Here is a 17644-nt window from a genome sequence, read left to right as displayed (position 1 = left end):
GAAACATTTTTGATTTAGTATTTATAAACTATGCTTCCTTGAACCTTCCAAAAGACATTAATTTATCATATCTTTTAGCATTTCTTTGTTCTACTGTCATGTCAGAAAGTATTTTTATCTCTGCAGTTATAGCTTTTCTAATATTAGTAGCAGTAGTTTCATAATCACGGTGAGCTCCACCTAGTGGCTCAGGAATTACTTCATCAACTATTTTTAATTCTTTAAGACGCCCTGAGGTGATATTCATCATTTGTGTAATCTCAGATGCTTTCTCAGCTGTTTTATGCAGAATTGAAGCACATCCTTCAGGTGAAATAGTTGCAAAATAGCTATACTGCAGCATAAGTAATCTATCACCAACACCTATACCTAAAGCTCCACCAGAACAGCCTTCACCAATTACGATACATACAACAGGAACTTTTAGAGCGCTCATCTCTAATAGGTTTCTTGCAATAGCTTCACTTTGACCACGCTCTTCTGCTTTGATGCCAGGGTAAGCACCTGGAGTATCAATAAAAGTCACAACTGGCATATTAAACTTCTCTGCTAGTTTCATAAGTCTTAAAGCCTTACGATACCCTTCTGGATGCATCATACCAAAATTGTGTTTTATTTTACTCTTGGTATCACGACCTTTTTCCTGACCAATAACCATAACTGGCTTATTGTTTAATTTTGCCAAACCACCGATAACAGCTAAGTCATCACCGAAAGTTCTATCACCATGCAATTCTTGGAAATCAGTAAAAATTAACGGTAATAAATCTTTAAAATATGGTCTATTAGGATGGCGTGATAATTGTACTACTTGCCAATCTGTAAGCTTAGAGTAAGTAGATCCCATCAGCTCCAGTCTTTTCTTACTTAGCTTTTTAATTTCGACTTCTGTTTTTTCATCTTCAAATACATGTGATAAAGATGTGATTTTATCTTCAATTTCTTTTATTTTTGACTCAAAGTCTAAATAATTCATTTATTTTCTCCTTTCAAATGCAAATCACTTCATAAAAAATCGCCACATTGGTATTTTAAAGTATTTTAGCAAAATAAAAAAGTAACAACGACTGATTTTAAAAGTTTGTTATGCTAAACATTTATATATAATCAATTGCTATCAAATAAGATTCTACAATTTAGCTATTATGCAAGATACTTCTAATCACACCCCGATGATACAGCAATATTTAAAAATTAAATCACAATATCAAGATATATTATTATTTTACCGTATGGGTGATTTTTATGAGCTTTTTTTGATGATGCTAAAAAAGCTGCAGAGTTTTTAGATATTACTCTGACTGCTCGTGGTAAGTCAAATAGTGAATCAATTCCAATGGCTGGAGTACCATACCATGCCGCTGAAGCTTATATTGCAAAAATTGTCAAAAAAGGTCTATCGATCGCTATCTGTGAGCAAACTGGTGATCCAAATACTTCAAAAGGCCCAGTTGAGAGGCAAGTCACACGCATTATAACTCCAGCAACAGTTTCTGAAGAAGCTTTTTAGATAGTAATCAAGATAGTATTCTTGTGAGTATTTTTGTCAAAAAAATAAATACAATTTAACATACACTAACTATACTCAAGGAAAAATTTATCTAGTTAAAACACTAACTAGTCTAAATGAACTAAAAAATGCTGTTCTGAAACTATCACCTCAAGAAATTATTACTCACTCTCGTGAACTTGCTCAAGAAAATCCTTTTAATAGACCAATTAAAGCTTTAGAAGAATGGTACTATAGTAATTTTGATGCAAAAAAATATATTAAAAACTCTTTTGATACCAATATTGCTAATAATATTCTCAATCTTTATAAAAGTGAACAGCTAACAACTATTGGCTCAATACTTAGCTATCTTGCAAATATTCTCAAGGATACTCCTAGGCATATCACTGATATCAGCTATGAACAAGAACAAGATATCCTTAACATCGATATAAACAGTCGTATAAATCTTGAGTTAGATAATAACTCAAAAAGTAGTTTGCTCAGCATAATTAGCAAATGTAAGACTAGTCTTGGTAGTCGTTTACTAAAAAGGTATTTCAGGAATCCAACAAGGAATTTAAATATTTTATCTACTCGCCATAATGTTATAAATAGCTTAAGTGAAAATCAGTATTTTTCAAAAATTTAAGATGTACTTAACTATATCAGTGATATTGAAAGAATAATCTCACGAGTTGCACTTGGAACTGTAAAGCCTAAAGATCTTGTCGCACTACGCGACTCTCTTGAGCAATTACCAACACTCAAAAAACTCCTTAGTGACAAAAATATTCAAGAGATTGAGAATATCAATAGACGTATCCACCAGCTTGATGAACTTGTCGCACTTTTAGAAAAAGCTATCGTTGAAAATCCCCAGCAAATATTCGTGATGGTGGCGTCATTAAAGATGGTTTTGATAAAGAACTAGACGAACTAAAAAGCATAAAAGATAACTCTTATGATTTTCTAGTTAAATTTGAAGAGTTACAAAAACAAAAAACTGGTATAAGCACACTTAAAGTTGGTTACAACCGTGTCCATGGCTACTATAGAATTATCGAAACAGCATGCTGATAAAATCCCAACTGAGTATGTCAGACGCCAAACTCTAAAAGCTAGTGAACGCTATATCACTGAAGAGTTAAGAAACTTTGAAGATAAAGTCCTTTCATCAAAAGAGAAAGCCATAGCCCGTGAAAAATTAATCTATGATACACTATTAAAGAAAGTTCTAGAATATTATAAGCAAATCTAAGAAACTGCTGCAAGTATTGCAGAAATAGATGTCTTAGCAAATTTTGCTGAAAGAGCTATTAAGCTTAAACTTAGTCAGCCTAAGTTTAATAACTTAGCAAAATTAGAACTTAAACAAGTTCGTCACCTAGCTATTGAACAGAATATTGATGAACCATTTATCCCTAATGATACATGACTAAGTAAAGATACCAATTCCCTACAAATAATCACCGGTCCAAATATGTGGGGTAAGTCGACATATATACGTCAGGTTGCACAACTAATATTCTTAGCTTACATCGGCTCATTTGTACCGGCAAGTTACGCAGATATTTGTGACATTGATACTATCTACACAAGGATTGGTGCATCTGATGATATCTCTAGCGGCAGATCAACTTTTATGGTTGAAATGACTGAAACAGCCTATATCCTCAATAATGCTAGTGCTAAATCGCTAGTAATAATGGATGGATAGGTCGTGGCACAAGCACTTTTGATGGGCTGGCTTTAGCTAAGGCATGTGCAGAGAAATTTGCCAAAATAGGTGCATTTACTTTGTTTGCAACACATTATTTTGAGCTCACAGAATTAGCCAAACAATATCCAAATGTATGCAATATTCACTTTGAAGCAAAAGAATATAAGGATAATATCTACTTTATGCACAAAGCTATTGCAGGAGCGGCTAAAAAATCTTATGGCATCCAAGTAGCTAAACTTGCTGGAATATCTCAAGATGTTCTAGAGTCAGCAAAGCAGAATTTATATAATCTCGAAAAAAACAGCTGCTAACAGAACCAACCCAAATCCAACCCCAACTTGAGTTAGAACCAACAACTCAAAAAAATCTTTTACAACAAAAACTTGATGCAATCGATATCAACACAATAACACCTTTAGAAGCACTAAATATTCTCTTTGAGCTAAAAAAGCGCTAATTTAGTTATATAAATCTTTTTCAATTTGCTATAATTTTCCAAAACTATAAAACTTTATAAAAGTCTTAGGAAAAATCATGCAAAATAATGAAATCCAACCATCTTTCTTAATCCAGAAAGTATATACAAAAGATGTTTCTTTTGAGACTATTAACTCTCCTGTTTGTTTTAAAGAACAGTGGGATCCTGGTTCTGATTTTAACATTGACATAAATACCACAAAAATAAATGATGAAAATTTCGAACTACATTTAACTATTACTGTAACTACGAAAAACAATGATACTAATGCTTATATAGCTGAAGTTACTCAATCTGGAATATTTACAATTACAGGCATGACAGCAGAACAAATTGATTCTGTACTTAATACATATTGTGCAAATACTCTTTTTCCTTATACCAAAAGAATAATTGACTCCTCAATAATCAAAGGAGGTTTCTTACCTCTTAATCTTCCTCCAATCAACTTTGATGCAATATACCTACAAAAGAAAACTAAGCAATTACAACAATCCACACATTAAGTAAGGTAAATAGCCTATGCATCATTCACAAAATAGTTTAATTAAAATTTTAGGATCTATAATGATTACTGTCGGCACCATGATTGGCGGCGGTATATTAGCTTTACCAATAATTACCGCTAAGCTTGGTTTTGTAATAGGTTCACTCCTCATATTCATAGTTTGGAGCATATGACCTACACAGCGGTAGTTATATCAGATATCTCATGCTCGATGCCTTATCGCAGTAGCTTCAAAACCATAGCAGAAAAATATCTTGGTAAACCAGGTGGAGTTGTTGCAAGTATTGCTTTTTTGATATTAATGTATTTCATAAGTACTGCATATATCTCTGCGGCGGCATCTTCATTATCAACATCATTACCAAGTCTTGATGAAAAACTATCATCTTTAATCTTTGTAATTATCTTTGGTAGTATCGTGGTCTTAGGGACTAGGTTTATTGACTATGCTAATAGATTTTTTATAATCCTTAAGATCTTAGTTTTAGTAATTTTGTGTGTAGTTTTTAACAGATATATTGATGTTCCTAACCTTTTTGTAGCTCCTGTTGACCTTGGAATATCACTAGTAATAGCTATTCCTGTTTTTACAACATCTTTTACTTCACATATTATCGTACCGGCATTGTCTGACTATCTTAGTAAAAATGCTAAAGATATGAAGCGTATTGTTATAATAGGTAGTATTATCCCATTAATCCTATATTTAGTATGGGTCGTAACTATTTTAGGTGTATTACCCCTACACGGCCCAGTAAGCTTTATGGATTCAATTTTCAATCATACCCCAGTAGATAAGGCTAATATCGGCGATATTCTAAAAATACTAGGTAGTAAAGTAAGAACTCCAACAACAGATGCTGTATTACATATTTTTGCTTATGTTGCGATTATAACATCATTCTTAAGCGTAAACTTATCTCTATTTCATTTTAATTTAGATACTTATAAATTATATAAAACTAAAAAAGCTATAGGTTACTCAATAGCAGCAGTACTAACCTTTGCTATACCATTAATAATAAACCAAATGGATCCAGACATCTTTATTCATGCAATGACTTGTGTTGGTTTATCAATCTCTGTTTTGTTAATGATTATGCCAACGCTTATGGCATTTAAGATAAATAGCCTCAGTGATAATTTCAATTACAAGATATCAACTTATAAAAGTCTATGGCTAATTTCACTAGTTTCTGGTGTAATAGTTATATTATGTGTTGTTGCTTAAAACCTAAGTATGATTAATCTAGAGTATATCAGTAATTTTCTTGATAATTTACTTTATCTCAAAAACTACTCTCAAGAAACTATCAATAACTACCAAAGAGATTTATTACAACTAAATCAATCTCTTAATGATAAAAATATTACTAGCTTAACTCATAATGATATATTGATATGGATAAAGAAGCTCCACGCTCAAGGTAATTCTCCTAAAACACTTCAGCGTAAAATTAGTTCGGTGAGAAGCTTTTTTAATTTTCTAATAAATAGCGAAATAATATCACAAAATCCAGCTAGTGGTATCAAAGCACCTAAAAGTAGTAAGAGACTACCCAAAGCAGTCAATACAGATGAACTGGCATATCTACTAAATATAAATCCAAACAATGATATTGAAGCTCGTGATATTGCCTGTTTTGATCTGTTGTACAGCTGTGGCATTAGACTTAGTGAATTATCATCAATTAACCTAAAAGATATCAGTATCTCACAAAAAAGTATCCGTGTTATAGGCAAAGGCAACAAACAGCGTATTGCATACTTTGGTTCTAAAACCCTAAGTAACCTCGATAGATGGCTCAAAATCAGAGATACCCTTAAACCAAGCTGTGATTATCTATTTATTTCTCGTGATGGTAAACATTTGACAAATAGATCAATCCAAAAGCGCCTTGAAATATTTGCCGAAAAATATGCTAGCCGCCATATTCACCCACATATGCTACGTCATTCTTTTGCTAGTCATGTACTTGACTCATCTAAAGATCTGCTAGCTGTAAAAGATTTATTAGGTCATGCTGATATTTCTAGTACACAGATATATACTCATTTAAACTTTCAACAATTAGCAAGTGTTTTTGATAAAGCACATCCTCGAGCAAAGAAAAAGTAATGCAGATAAATATTTCTAACTTAGATTAAAAAATCATCTTGATAAGCTTATAGAAGGTACACTAGAGTATAAGCTTTGCCAGCAACATAAATACTTATATCTCGAAAATGATAATCTAAAACTTCATTATGATAATAAAGAATTATTTATAGATTTCAATGATAGTGAAATCTTAAATAGAATAAACCCTAAAGCTAAGAAATGTAGTGTTGTACAGGTAGTTGAAGGTCGCTCTAAAGCTAAGCTTACTATCCTTGATACTACAATTAGGTAGTGATACTGTTACATTAGCTGCTAGAGGTCATACGCTAATAACTCTAGAAAAAGATCCATATCTCTATCTGCTGCTAAAAGATGCTTTGCAAGAGCTCAACAAATAGATTATCTGAAAGAGATTGTCACTAAAATAACCTTAATCAACATAGATAGTAATCATTATATACTTACAACTTATAAATCATTTGATTGTATCTATGTCGATCCAATGTTTCCATCTCGTAAAAAAAGAGCTAAAGTCAAACAAGGCATGCAAATACTCCATCAAGTTGCATTTAATGATGAGATATCTAACTCCAATTTATTAGATAACATTATACAAGGGACGAATAACCAAAAAAGCTGTAGTTAAAAGACTTATAAATGCCGAATTTCTCAGTAACAAAAAGCCAAGCTCTCAGCTTAAAGGCAAGACTAATAGATTTGATATTTATGTCTATAAAAATATTAAACACTTCTTTTAGCGTTAGTATACGAAGCGACAATAACTATTCCTTCAATAAATAGCAATAGTGCTGATAGCCAATAGTATGGAATAAAATCTCTATAATACTGTGGCGCATTTTGAATAACCATTGCAGAGTTTGCATAATTAAACAGCATAACTAATAAATACTACAGAAAAATAATAATTCCTATAGCTAATCTAAAAATAAGAAATATTCCACCTATAACAACCAACATATAGCATAAATAATCAAAACCAAACAGTAACTCGTAATCTAATATATAAGGGTTTACATATTTATACATTAGTCCAACCCATACAGCCAAAATAATTAACGCAATAACTAATAATAATTTCTTTTGCTTGGATGCTTTGATGTAAGTTGAATTTCTTAGCCAAACAATAGCTGCCAAAATAGCAGTTAGTATTTGTGTAGATAAGTAAATCAGTGATGTTGATATTCCATACTTGCCATAGATAAATACATTTATAACTAAACTAGCTAGTACAAATAACCATGCATAGCTATTTTTAAAAAAATCAAAAAAGCAAATATTAACATACATGCATTATTTTATGAATTATCTAAAATATCTTTATTTACTAATATTCATAGGCATGTTAACAAATATAGCTTATGCTTATGCTGATGATAATATTTATACTTGGCGTGCAGCAAATGGTAAAGTAGTCTTCTTACAAACAGTCCCTATTTTTGATCAATAGTATCAAAAAAGCGTTTATCATAAAAATCATATTGAACAAAGAAACCCTGTCAAACAACAACTTGCTTCTTTAAAACACAATAATTTTTATTTAGATAACGAAAATCCCCAAGCAACGACAACTCAAGCAACTAATCAAAGAAGTACTTAAAGTAAAAATTATCTCACCAGCTAATCGTGAAAGCCGCTTTGTGCATAATGAGAAATTAGCAATAATACTAGAGCCTACTTTAACAGCCGATGATCATCCAATATTCATCATAAATGGCATACCTTACCATGCTCATTTTAAAAACGATGGCTGGAAAGTCAATCGACCGAACCCAGGTCTAGTAACAATTGCCGTTCGAGGTAGACAAAAGATAATAAAATTATTAACTCTGATAATTCTGAATTTTATAGAAGGCAAGTGCTAAGTAGATAAATTTAATCTAAGCACTCTTTTGATTAGAACTAATTTTATATATACTTGATACTATTAGCACTTTGAGAATTTAATAATGTCAAAATTTCATAAAAATGTCTTTAGCGTTATAGTTTGCATATTGAGTTTTTTATCTCTTGCTAAAGCAACTTATCCAAAGGTCTATTCTTGGCGAGCTGAGAATGGTAGTGTGGTATTTTCAGAAGAAAAACCTAGTGATAATGTTGATTATAAAATTATTGAAGTAGATCAGCCTACTGTTATTGATACTAAAACTCAGCAAAATCCTACTGATGATAAACCAGTTAAAATAAACCAATCTGATGTAGAAAAACTAGCAACATCAGAGTTAGCTGAGAAAAACAAAGAAGTTCTTGAAGAAGGTCAAAATACTGAGTTAAATGTTGAGATTACCTCACCTGCTAATGATGCTAACATTTTTACTAAAGAAGATAAAAGCTATATCAACCAATCCTCAGATAGCTAGCAATGATAGTCTAACATTTATAATAATAGTTCAGCTATTCCAGCAACCTATGAGGATGGACAGTGGAAAATAGCTCGACCTATACTCCTGGCGAGAATAAACTTAGTATCTCTGGACGCATTGCTCAAGGTGATGAAATAAAATCAACTAATCAAGTAACTTTTTATATCAAAAATGGCTGGTTACAGCAAGCTAAAAATACTGGCAACTATCGTGGCAATTAATAAACACTATTTATCTAAATCTGAAACAATTGAATTTTTGATACAGTCTTTCGAACCTTGCTGAGCCAATTTTATAACTCACCCATTCACATTCAATTAACTAATTTCTAACAATTACTATCTAGTCTTCACTATCCCAATTAACTTCTATGAATTTCTCTGGACTTTTCTCTTTGAGATGATTTAAATTAGGACAGCTTATAGTATGTATAACCACCCCTTTTGAAACACTCATATATCCTTGAATTTGATCGGGATAAACAGGATGACAACACTTAGCCATCTCATATTTCATACCATCAAAGCCTGAAACTAAGACTTTTGGAGTTTTTGCTTTTATCGTTATTGGTTTACTTTTTTTCTTGATTAGTTTTTCTTCTGCTGAATATGTGTCAATAATATAGTTAACAACACTATTAGCCTTTAAGCTACCACCCTCAATCGCTGCAAAAAGACTATCACTAGTTTTCATATTAAACTTAGCAGCAACTTCAACGAAGTCAACCTCTTTAAGATCATAGCCTCTTAGCTCTTTTAGAAGCCGATCTTTTCCTAAAGCTATATTATCTTCTTTGTTCTGCTCATTAAACCATTTAGTGACTCTTGACCTATTACGTGCAGAAGATAAATAGCCTAAATTTTCTGACGCCCAATCTTTATTTGGATTAGGCTCTCTGCTTGTTAGAATTTCGACTTTATCACCAGTTTTTAGCTTAGTTGTTAATGGTACTATCTTACCATTTAGTTTAGCACCTTTAGTACGGTGACCGACCATCGTATGCACTGAATAAGCAAAATCTAAAACTGTCGAACCTTCAGCTAAATCTATTAGCTCATTTGCTGGCGTAAATACATAAATCTTCTTATTAAGCTCTTTAGTGATTTCACTACCATCTTCATTAATCTCTCTCTCCCACTCAAGAAGAGATCTTAACCAAGCAACTCTAGCCTCATAAGAAGCATCAAATTTAACACCTTCTTTATAGCGCCAATGTGCCGCAAAACCTAACTCAGATTCATCATGCATTTGCTGTGTTCTAATTTGAACCTCAATATTCTGCTCACCAACTTTAACAACTGTATGTATTGATTTGTAGCCATTTGGTTTAGGATGGGCGATATAGTCACTAAACTCTTCTGGTATTGGCGAGTATAAGTTATTAACCTCAGCAAGTACTTTATAGCATTCATCTACATTATTTGTTATAACTCTAACAGCAGTAATATCATACAAATCATCAAGTTCTTGATAACCTTTATTTTTAAATTTCTTGTAGATACTATATATATGTTTAACTCTACCTTGAATACCTGCATGTAAATTATATTTCCTAAGTATTGTTTTTAAATCTTGTATTACTTGAAGTAAGAAATCTTCACGCTGTTTTCGCGTAGCACCTAGGCTTTTAGCTATTCGTTTGTATTCATCTTGTTGTAAAAAGAAAAATGCTCTATCTTCTAGCTCCCATTTGATAGCACCTAAGCCAAGTCTATTTGCTAGGGGCGCATAGATATCTAATGTTTCTCTAGCAATAACTAGTTGGGTATTACTACTTAAAAATTTTAGATGACGAATTGTACATAGTTTGTCGACAATTTTTACCAGAACAATTCTAACATCCTCAATGATTGTCAGCAGCATTTTCCTAAATGTATCAATTTGCTCTAAGGAGATGTTATCTGAACGATACATCTTAATAGCTAACATTTTACGCGTACCTTGTAAAATCCTAAGTACTGTTTGGTTAGTTGCCTGCTCGATATTTTCATCAGATATATCGCCAAAATTATATAGCTCATAAAGAATACCTGCAGAAACAGATTCTTCATCTGCTCTAATTTTGAAAAGGACATACGCCATCTCAATAGCATATAAAAACGAGCTAATACCTGTAGGATGGCGCACAGATTCAGCACTTTTACTCTTAAGAAGCTCTAAAGCTGCAGCTATAATCTCAAACTTATCACTAGTATAAAAACTTTTAAGCTCAAATATCAAAAGATTATCTTTTATTTGACCACCACTATCTAGAAGTTTAGAGTCAATAACTTGCATAACTACCCACTTTTTGTAAAAAATACAAAGTCAGTCTATAAGCCGGGTTCTGTAATAGACAGTCATTTATCTAGGCTTACTGTCACCAGTAAGCTCAAGCGACCTACCCCTGCCACGATGCGAGCAACATCATAGTGGCACTATTTGGTCTTGCTTTAGATGGGGTTTACAATGCCATTGAGTGTTACCACTAATGCGGTGCGCTCTTACCGCACCTTTTCATCCTTACCTTACTAAAAATAAGGCGGTATATTTTCTGTTGCACTTTCCGTAGGCTCACGCCTCCCAGACGTTATCTGGCATCTTGCTCTGTAAAGCCCGGACTTTCCTCACTCAATTACAAGCGCGACTGTCCGACTGACTTTGTATTTATTAGCTTTCTCTAATTTTAGCTAACTCAATATTATTACTAGATTTTACCGAATTATATTCTTCCTGCAAAGCACATATCTTTGCATTATATTGTTTTTTTAGTTTGATAACTTCAAACTCAAGATACATTCTGTCATTATTAAGTTTTAAACGATAGTTATTGTATTCTTCTTGCAGTCGTGTTCTATCATATCTAACTGCTTGAACCAGTTTAAAAAGCTCAATCATATCACTAGGGAATTGCTTAAGCTTATCTATACTAAACTCCTCAACACTAGGGTTCTTACTATACTCATCGCCTATTAAGTCATCATTAGCAAAAGATTTTTTATTAATATCAAAATTAGGTTTCTTCATAGAAAATAGTCAAAGATTTGAAAGTTAACTAAATTATATACGAGGTAATCTACCAAAGGCTACTAATAATTGCAATCCAATAATACCTAGACCACTAAATAATATCAAAGATAAATATAACTTACTAAGGATATCATTTTTACCTTGCTTAGTTCTTATAGCCCAACCCATCATTGTAGGCTGCACGATCAGTAATACTGAAACAAAGATACTAGCATAGCCCAAAGCAGATATAAAACTGTTGACAAAATATATCGCAAAAATAAGTGGTGGTAATAGTGTTATCACTAAAGTTAGCAATTTTTTCCTGATATCCAAACCATAAAGATCTCTATTAAAAGAGAATAAAGCTAAAGCAACACCTAAAAAAGATGTAATAATCGCAAAGTTCTCAAAAAGTCTTATAAAAACTAATGGACCATTCTGACCTAAACCTTGATACGCTTCTACTAGAGTCTTGCCTGCATTACTCAACACTATAAAACCATTATCCCCATATAGACTTACTGTCCCAAGTGTAGCTACAACCCATACTAAATAAACAATTAATGGCGCTAATGCTCCAATAGCAACTGTTTTTTTGAAAACTACATCATTCTCAAAGTAGTTTCTAATTGCTGGGATAATAATATGAAAACCAAATGATGTAACAAGTATTGGAATAGCAAACCAAACATACTCTACCCCTAGAGCTTTATTTTCTAGTATAGGTGCACGAATTTGTGGAGCAACAAAAGCAATAAATAAAACAAAAGCTAGTATTTTTAGACTTAAAAATAGTTTATTAACACTAAATACTACTTTGATACCTTTATATATAAAAAAACCAAAGATTAAACAAAATAGCAGCTTTGCTAAGCTAGCATTTTCTAGGTTTAACCAACCAAGTATATAAGTTTGAAAAAGTTGCCCGCCCATAAAAATATAAGTTGTAAGTAACGAATATAATAATAGTAGATAAAATAACAAATTTAATACTCTACCAGGCTTACCTAATATATTGTGCGCGATCGAGTCCATATCTGTACCTAAAGGCTGGGAAACATTTGCCTCAACAATTAATAAAGCTGTTGCATACATAATTATCCAAACAATAAATAAAGCTGCCGCTGCATAATTAAACCCAACTGCTGCTACCGCAAAAGGAATCCCAAGCATGCCTGCGCCAATAGCTGTTCCGGCTATAATAGCTATAGCACCAATTTGCTTAACTTTTGAGACTTGTTTCATTGCTTAACCTTTGAGCACTTTTTTTCAAAAAACACTAAATTATACCAATTTTAATAATTTAATGTAAACAAATATCAACGATTGACTAACATCAAATAATACTTCCAATTATGTAATTAGATACAAATTTAAGCAAAACCACAAAACTAATCTTCATCTAGAATTTATAGCTTGATTTTAAGAGCAAATAGCTAAAAACTTATATCATATTTTGATCTTAAATTATTATGAGTATTCAAAGAAAAGCTATTCTAGCTCTTTTTATAGTTACTATATTTTGGGGAGCAACATTTCCCTTAATAAAAATCTCTCTTGTGTATATTTCGCCTGGGCTTTTTGTGGCTATTAGGCTTAGTTTATCGTGCCTATTATTTTTGCCTTTAGTCTTTGAAAGCTAAATTTAATAGTAAAGTCTATTTACTAAAAGTTGGTACCATATTTCGCTCACTTGGAGATATGAGTTTTTATTTCCAAACTCAGGGACTATATACAGTTTCTTCAAGTATGTCAGCTTTTTTAACTGCTTTGAGTGTAGTTATAATTCCTTTTATTAGTAGTCTTTTTAAGGTTGATCCGCCTAACAATATATGGCCTAATAGCATCTTGCGTCTCATTATTAGGAATCTATGCCCTATCTGGTTGAGTTTTGACAACTTTACTATTGGCTACCTTTGGTTAGTGCTATGTGCTTTGATGTATGCTGTATCAGTTGTGTATCTAAGTTATGAAACTAGAAAAGATCATCGTAGTGAAGCTTTTAAAGATTTACTCTTACCTAATAATACTACAGGTAGCCTTTAGTATACCTATGCTACTAGTATGTCACAAGTTGCTGTCATTTTCTCTTTTGAGCCTGTTTTTGCAACAATCTTTGAAAAATTAATTAATGATGAGAAAATTTATCTATCGACAATAATTGGTGGTGCATTAATACTTATAAGTTACTGTATAATTGAAATTGATAATAGAAAAAGATAATCCTAAGCCCTAGGATCGAAATTCATTTTTTCTTGCATCTGCATGTAGAACTCTTTTTTCTCATCAGTATCTGCAAGAGGTAGCTTAATATCATAAACAATATAAAAATCACCATCACCAAGACCTTTACCTTTGATACGCATTTTACGCCCTGATTGGCTTCCTTCTGGTACTTGCATTTTTTTCTTACCATAAGGAGTATCTATTTCTAATGACGTGCCAAGAGCTGCTTCCCATGGTGCAATATTGATATGTTCATAAATATCATTACCATCAACCTTATAATTTTTATAATTTACTACTTCTATTTTGATATAAAGATCACCTGCTGGAGCATTTGCTCCTATACCTGCACTACCCTTACCTTTAACACGAAGCTTCTTACCATTACCCATCGCTGGCGGTATTTTAACATCAACACTTTGATGCTGCATTGTTGGCATATCATTAGCACCTACTTCTTGATAACTATATGAAACTGTTCTCTTACCGCCCTTGATTGCATCTTCAACATTTAGACGTAATGATATATTTATATCCTCACCTTTTCTTGCTCTTGGCTGACCACCAGTAAAACCTCTAGCGCCAGCACCACCAAAAAGATCGCCGAAGATATCACCAAGATCCTCAAAATTAAAGCTATGAGATCTACCTTGAGAGAAACCACCAAAGCCACCACCAGCTCCGCCAAAGCCTCCTTGCTGGACTTTATCCCAGTTTTCTCCGTAGTTATCATAAAGTGCTCTTTTTTCTTTATCGCCCAAAGCATCATATGCTGTCTGGATTTCTTTAAATTTTTCTTCAGCTCCTTTTTCTTTATTAACATCAGGGTGATATTTTTTTGCTAACCTTCTATATGCTTTTTTTATATCTGCTTCTGATGCATCTCTACTCACCCCTAGTAAAGAATAATAATCTGCCATACCTAAAACTCCCAAATAATACTGTAATAATATATCTACACTAGATATAAACTACTTGATTAATGTTATAAAATTTCTGCTATTGGATATAAGGGTTAATTGGCAAAAAACAAGTAATATAACTAAATTCTGAAAGATTTATACAAAAAACAACCTTATCAATGAATCTGTCATGAGATTATTTAAGGCTAACAATTTTATATATAAGTCCTGCTAATGGTATTTTAACTAAAAAATTAAATAAAATAACTGCTAAAGTTATAATATGAACTTTTAATAAAAATATTTTTTGATAATGGTAGTGCAAATAGGATAGCCTATAAACCACACTCCGTATCATTAAACGATATAATCGTATACTTAAGCTGATCATTAAACTCAATACCATGCTGACGAATAAGAGTAAAATAAAATATAAGATGCAAGCACTAATTAAACCAGCCATAAAACCAACAAAAGTTTTATTCAAAAAATTTCTCATCGAAATTTACTCCTTTCCTTATCATAAACATAAAATTCATAGCAACGATATAGCGTCGTCCATAAAACTAATAATGTATAAATCAATCCGAGCATAAGTACTATACTAGGAAATAAAATCATTATGATAAAAAATATAAATGTAAAAACTCTTTATTGATTCTTTTTGACTGAAAACACCAACTAACAAAAAACTACTAATACAAACAATTATAGACATCATCATTAACAAACCAAACCATATTTGTGGCTGATTAATAAAAATAGCAATAATAATAAAACTCTCGACAAAGTGATCAGATAATATATCAAGCATCGTACCAAGATGAACTAGATTTTGTAGCCTTGCCAAACTACCATCTAACACATCTAAATAACCCAATATTAAAAGGAAAAATAGCTAACCATGGTAAGTATAAAACTAAAACAGCACTTAGTAAACCTGTTATAAAAGATAGTATAGTTACTTATATTTAGAGCAGACAGCAGAATTGCAGCTTTATTAACAAATAACCTCTGAAACCAGGACCTAATATTTTGTTTTATCACGTCTATTTTGGTTGTAATAACTTATAAGTGAAGTCTATCACTGCTCCATATATAATGTGAAGTACTAATGTTATTATTGGAGCCATCATACCAAGTTTTAATTCAAATAAACCTTCTCCACTCATTGGCATAGGTATAAACATCATAAGCAGCCAAGCTATTACACCAAAAGATATACCCTTAACAACTAGAGAACCAGGTAATTTATTATATAAAATAAAAAATGCTATACCCCAAACAATCGTTCCTATTATAAAATTAACTATCCACCCGATGAGAGGATTAAGAGGCATTCCTAACATATCATGTGACATCATAGTTAAAATCTTTATAGGGTTGAGTTGGGCATAATGTCAGCTTTTATTTTTATAATCATGAATAGCGAAATTACTATAGTAGCAATAAACCCCAAAACCATACTTTTAAATAAGTTTTTTATATTTATTTTTCCATTTTTTTTCTCCAACTTCTATATTTATTACTAAACTAAAATTTTATTTATTTTTCTCTATTCCTCTAGTTTCTTATTGTCCTTAGGTTAAACATTAGTAAAAAATGGATTATTTTTTAACTCTATCACTATATTTAACTCACTTAGAGTCTGATATGCAACTACGTGTGTTGGCATGTTTTTTTATTTTTAATAGCTATCGTCCATTGTACAATTAACTTACTAACATTCTCACCAATAATTGTAGCACCTAATATATAACCTTTCTTACTTACCGCTACCTTTATCAGTCGATCAGTTGCTAAACTTGCTACTACACGGTCATTACTTTGATATAACAACTTTAAAAGTGTTACTCCGTGAGTTTTGCCTGTGCGATATTTTGTCTAACATAAGCTATTTCTGGATTAATATATATAGACCATGGTAAACTACTATAATCAACTTTTGTTGGTAGTTTAAAAAGAATATTTTGTATCACAACACCTGTATGATAACCAGCAACATGAGTAAACTGATACCATCCTGTAACATCGCCAATTGCATAAATATTTTTGTAATTCGTTCTTTTAGACGTTTATTAACATTTATGTCTCTTGAGGTAATTTAATGCCAACTTTATCTAAATCAAGCTTATTGTAAGTTTGGTGCTCTTCCTAGCCGCAATTAACAAATGAGAACCTTGATAAAGCTTATCACCACAGTAAAGACTTATTTCCTGTGCATCATGCGCTACCTCACCAATATTTACATTTGTTATTACATTAATAGCTAATCTATCAAACTCTTTGAGGATAATCTTTCTACATTCACTATCAAGTATACCTAGAATAGTATCTGACGCCTCAAAAATAGTAACCTTACTAACCAAGTAAGGTATGAGCCTAGGCTAGCGCAACACTGATAGGCCACCACCAATAATCATCAAATGCTTAGGTTTTTCTTTAAACTCAAAGATTGTTTCATTAGTTAGGTAATCTACCCTCATCCAAACCTTTAATTTTAGGTATAGTTACACTTGATCCTATTACTATGACAATATACTTAGCTTTAATATATATTGTAACCTGCTTTGACTGTATATTGATCAATTATTTGAGCATATTCTTGGATAATCTCGACACCTAAAGCTTCAAAGCGCTCAACTGAATCATGTGGTTCTATCTTTGCTATTGTGTCTTGGATATGCCCTTATACTTTTTTATAATCAACATCAAACTTATCTATATTTATGCCGAAATTTTGTGCTTTATTTATTTTTGCAATAACTCAGTGTATTATCTTAAAAGGCATAATATACATAATAATACTCATGCTAAAAACTCATCAAATTTATTTAGC

The 17644-nt window shown here is 31.9% G+C and carries 8 protein-coding genes, 1 other RNA gene and 10 pseudogenes; 8 read left to right on the top strand and 11 right to left on the bottom strand.

Annotation, left to right across the window (positions count from 1 at the left end):
- Positions 1 to 28: 28 nt before the first annotated feature.
- Positions 29 to 976 (bottom strand): acetyl-CoA carboxylase carboxyltransferase subunit alpha, encoded by a 948-nt coding sequence (locus C9379_RS06595; RefSeq protein WP_143385391.1) that lies wholly within the window; start codon positions 974 to 976, stop codon positions 29 to 31.
- Positions 977 to 1145: 169 nt separating this feature from the next.
- Between C9379_RS06595 and mutS the strand changes: the two are divergent.
- From mutS to C9379_RS06570, 5 genes and pseudogenes are all read left to right on the top strand, one after another.
- A pseudogene (gene mutS, locus C9379_RS06590) lies at positions 1146 to 3675 on the top strand (DNA mismatch repair protein MutS).
- 77 nt (positions 3676 to 3752) lie between these two features.
- Positions 3753 to 4202, top strand: coding sequence for a protein-export chaperone SecB (gene secB / locus C9379_RS06585; RefSeq protein WP_143385390.1), 450 nt, complete (start codon positions 3753 to 3755; stop codon positions 4200 to 4202).
- A 61-nt stretch (positions 4203 to 4263) separates the two neighbouring features.
- Positions 4264 to 5435, top strand: a pseudogene (locus C9379_RS06580) (amino acid permease).
- A 9-nt stretch (positions 5436 to 5444) separates the two neighbouring features.
- Complete coding sequence (locus tag C9379_RS06575) at positions 5445 to 6323, top strand: tyrosine-type recombinase/integrase (protein WP_143385389.1); 879 nt, start codon at positions 5445 to 5447, stop codon at positions 6321 to 6323.
- Positions 6323 to 7063 (top strand): annotated as a pseudogene (locus C9379_RS06570) (class I SAM-dependent methyltransferase). The gene C9379_RS06575 and the pseudogene C9379_RS06570 overlap by 1 nt, the downstream one beginning before the upstream one ends.
- Here the strand turns inward: C9379_RS06570 and C9379_RS06565 are convergent.
- A pseudogene (locus C9379_RS06565) lies at positions 7047 to 7609 on the bottom strand (hypothetical protein). The pseudogenes C9379_RS06570 and C9379_RS06565 sit on opposite strands and share 17 nt — an antisense overlap.
- Positions 7610 to 7623: 14 nt before the next feature.
- Between C9379_RS06565 and C9379_RS06560 the strand changes: the two are divergent.
- Both C9379_RS06560 and C9379_RS06555 read left to right on the top strand, forming a co-directional pair.
- Positions 7624 to 8196, top strand: a pseudogene (locus tag C9379_RS06560) (DUF4124 domain-containing protein).
- 76 nt (positions 8197 to 8272) lie between these two features.
- Positions 8273 to 8907, top strand: a pseudogene (locus tag C9379_RS06555) (DUF4124 domain-containing protein).
- 121 nt (positions 8908 to 9028) lie between these two features.
- Here C9379_RS06555 and C9379_RS06550 read toward each other — a convergent pair.
- The 4 genes from C9379_RS06550 to C9379_RS06535 all read right to left on the bottom strand — a co-directional run bounded on the left by C9379_RS06550 (position 9029) and on the right by C9379_RS06535 (position 12922).
- Entirely contained in the window at positions 9029 to 10963 is a 1935-nt protein-coding gene (locus tag C9379_RS06550; protein WP_143385388.1) for a RelA/SpoT family protein, read from the bottom strand.
- 22 nt (positions 10964 to 10985) lie between these two features.
- Positions 10986 to 11328, bottom strand: an RNA gene (rnpB, locus tag C9379_RS06545) — RNase P RNA component class A.
- Between the two features lie 7 nt (positions 11329 to 11335).
- Positions 11336 to 11692 carry a hypothetical protein gene (locus C9379_RS06540; RefSeq protein ID WP_143385387.1) on the bottom strand — a complete coding sequence of 119 codons (357 nt, stop codon included), beginning with the start codon at positions 11690 to 11692 and terminating at the stop codon, positions 11336 to 11338.
- Between the two features lie 33 nt (positions 11693 to 11725).
- Positions 11726 to 12922 (bottom strand): amino acid permease, encoded by a 1197-nt coding sequence (locus C9379_RS06535; RefSeq protein ID WP_143385386.1) that lies wholly within the window; start codon positions 12920 to 12922, stop codon positions 11726 to 11728.
- Between the two features lie 227 nt (positions 12923 to 13149).
- Between C9379_RS06535 and C9379_RS06530 the strand changes: the two are divergent.
- Positions 13150 to 13900: pseudogene (locus tag C9379_RS06530) on the top strand (DMT family transporter).
- A 2-nt stretch (positions 13901 to 13902) separates the two neighbouring features.
- Here C9379_RS06530 and C9379_RS06525 read toward each other — a convergent pair.
- From C9379_RS06525 to C9379_RS06505, 5 genes and pseudogenes are all read right to left on the bottom strand, one after another.
- Positions 13903 to 14823 (bottom strand): DnaJ C-terminal domain-containing protein, encoded by a 921-nt coding sequence (locus tag C9379_RS06525; RefSeq protein WP_143385385.1) that lies wholly within the window; start codon positions 14821 to 14823, stop codon positions 13903 to 13905.
- A 178-nt stretch (positions 14824 to 15001) separates the two neighbouring features.
- Positions 15002 to 15304 (bottom strand): annotated as a pseudogene (locus C9379_RS06520) (membrane lipoprotein).
- Positions 15301 to 15852, bottom strand: a pseudogene (locus C9379_RS06515) (CDP-alcohol phosphatidyltransferase family protein). The pseudogenes C9379_RS06520 and C9379_RS06515 overlap by 4 nt, the downstream one beginning before the upstream one ends.
- 2 nt (positions 15853 to 15854) lie before the next feature.
- Complete coding sequence (locus C9379_RS06510; RefSeq protein WP_343377562.1) at positions 15855 to 16169, bottom strand: DUF6789 family protein; 315 nt, start codon at positions 16167 to 16169, stop codon at positions 15855 to 15857.
- 266 nt (positions 16170 to 16435) lie between these two features.
- Positions 16436 to 17572: pseudogene (locus tag C9379_RS06505) on the bottom strand (FAD-dependent oxidoreductase); the annotation flags it as partial.
- Positions 17573 to 17644 lie beyond the last annotated feature (72 nt).

This window comes from Francisella-like endosymbiont (genome assembly GCF_003069505.1).
Lineage (GTDB): Bacteria > Pseudomonadota > Gammaproteobacteria > Francisellales > Francisellaceae > Francisella.
The sequence above is the reverse complement of the archived record's forward strand: the minus strand, read 5'-3'. Positions and strand labels throughout refer to the sequence as shown.

Coding starts and splice junctions, on each gene's coding strand:
- C9379_RS06595 (WP_143385391.1), bottom strand. CDS start 976: ATGAATTATTTAGACTTTGAGTCAAAAATAAAAGAAATTGAAGATAAA.
- secB (WP_143385390.1), top strand. CDS start 3,753: ATGCAAAATAATGAAATCCAACCATCTTTCTTAATCCAGAAAGTATAT.
- C9379_RS06575 (WP_143385389.1), top strand. CDS start 5,445: ATGATTAATCTAGAGTATATCAGTAATTTTCTTGATAATTTACTTTAT.
- C9379_RS06550 (WP_143385388.1), bottom strand. CDS start 10,963: ATGCAAGTTATTGACTCTAAACTTCTAGATAGTGGTGGTCAAATAAAA.
- C9379_RS06540 (WP_143385387.1), bottom strand. CDS start 11,692: ATGAAGAAACCTAATTTTGATATTAATAAAAAATCTTTTGCTAATGAT.
- C9379_RS06535 (WP_143385386.1), bottom strand. CDS start 12,922: ATGAAACAAGTCTCAAAAGTTAAGCAAATTGGTGCTATAGCTATTATA.
- C9379_RS06525 (WP_143385385.1), bottom strand. CDS start 14,823: ATGGCAGATTATTATTCTTTACTAGGGGTGAGTAGAGATGCATCAGAA.
- C9379_RS06510 (WP_343377562.1), bottom strand. CDS start 16,169: ATGATGTCACATGATATGTTAGGAATGCCTCTTAATCCTCTCATCGGG.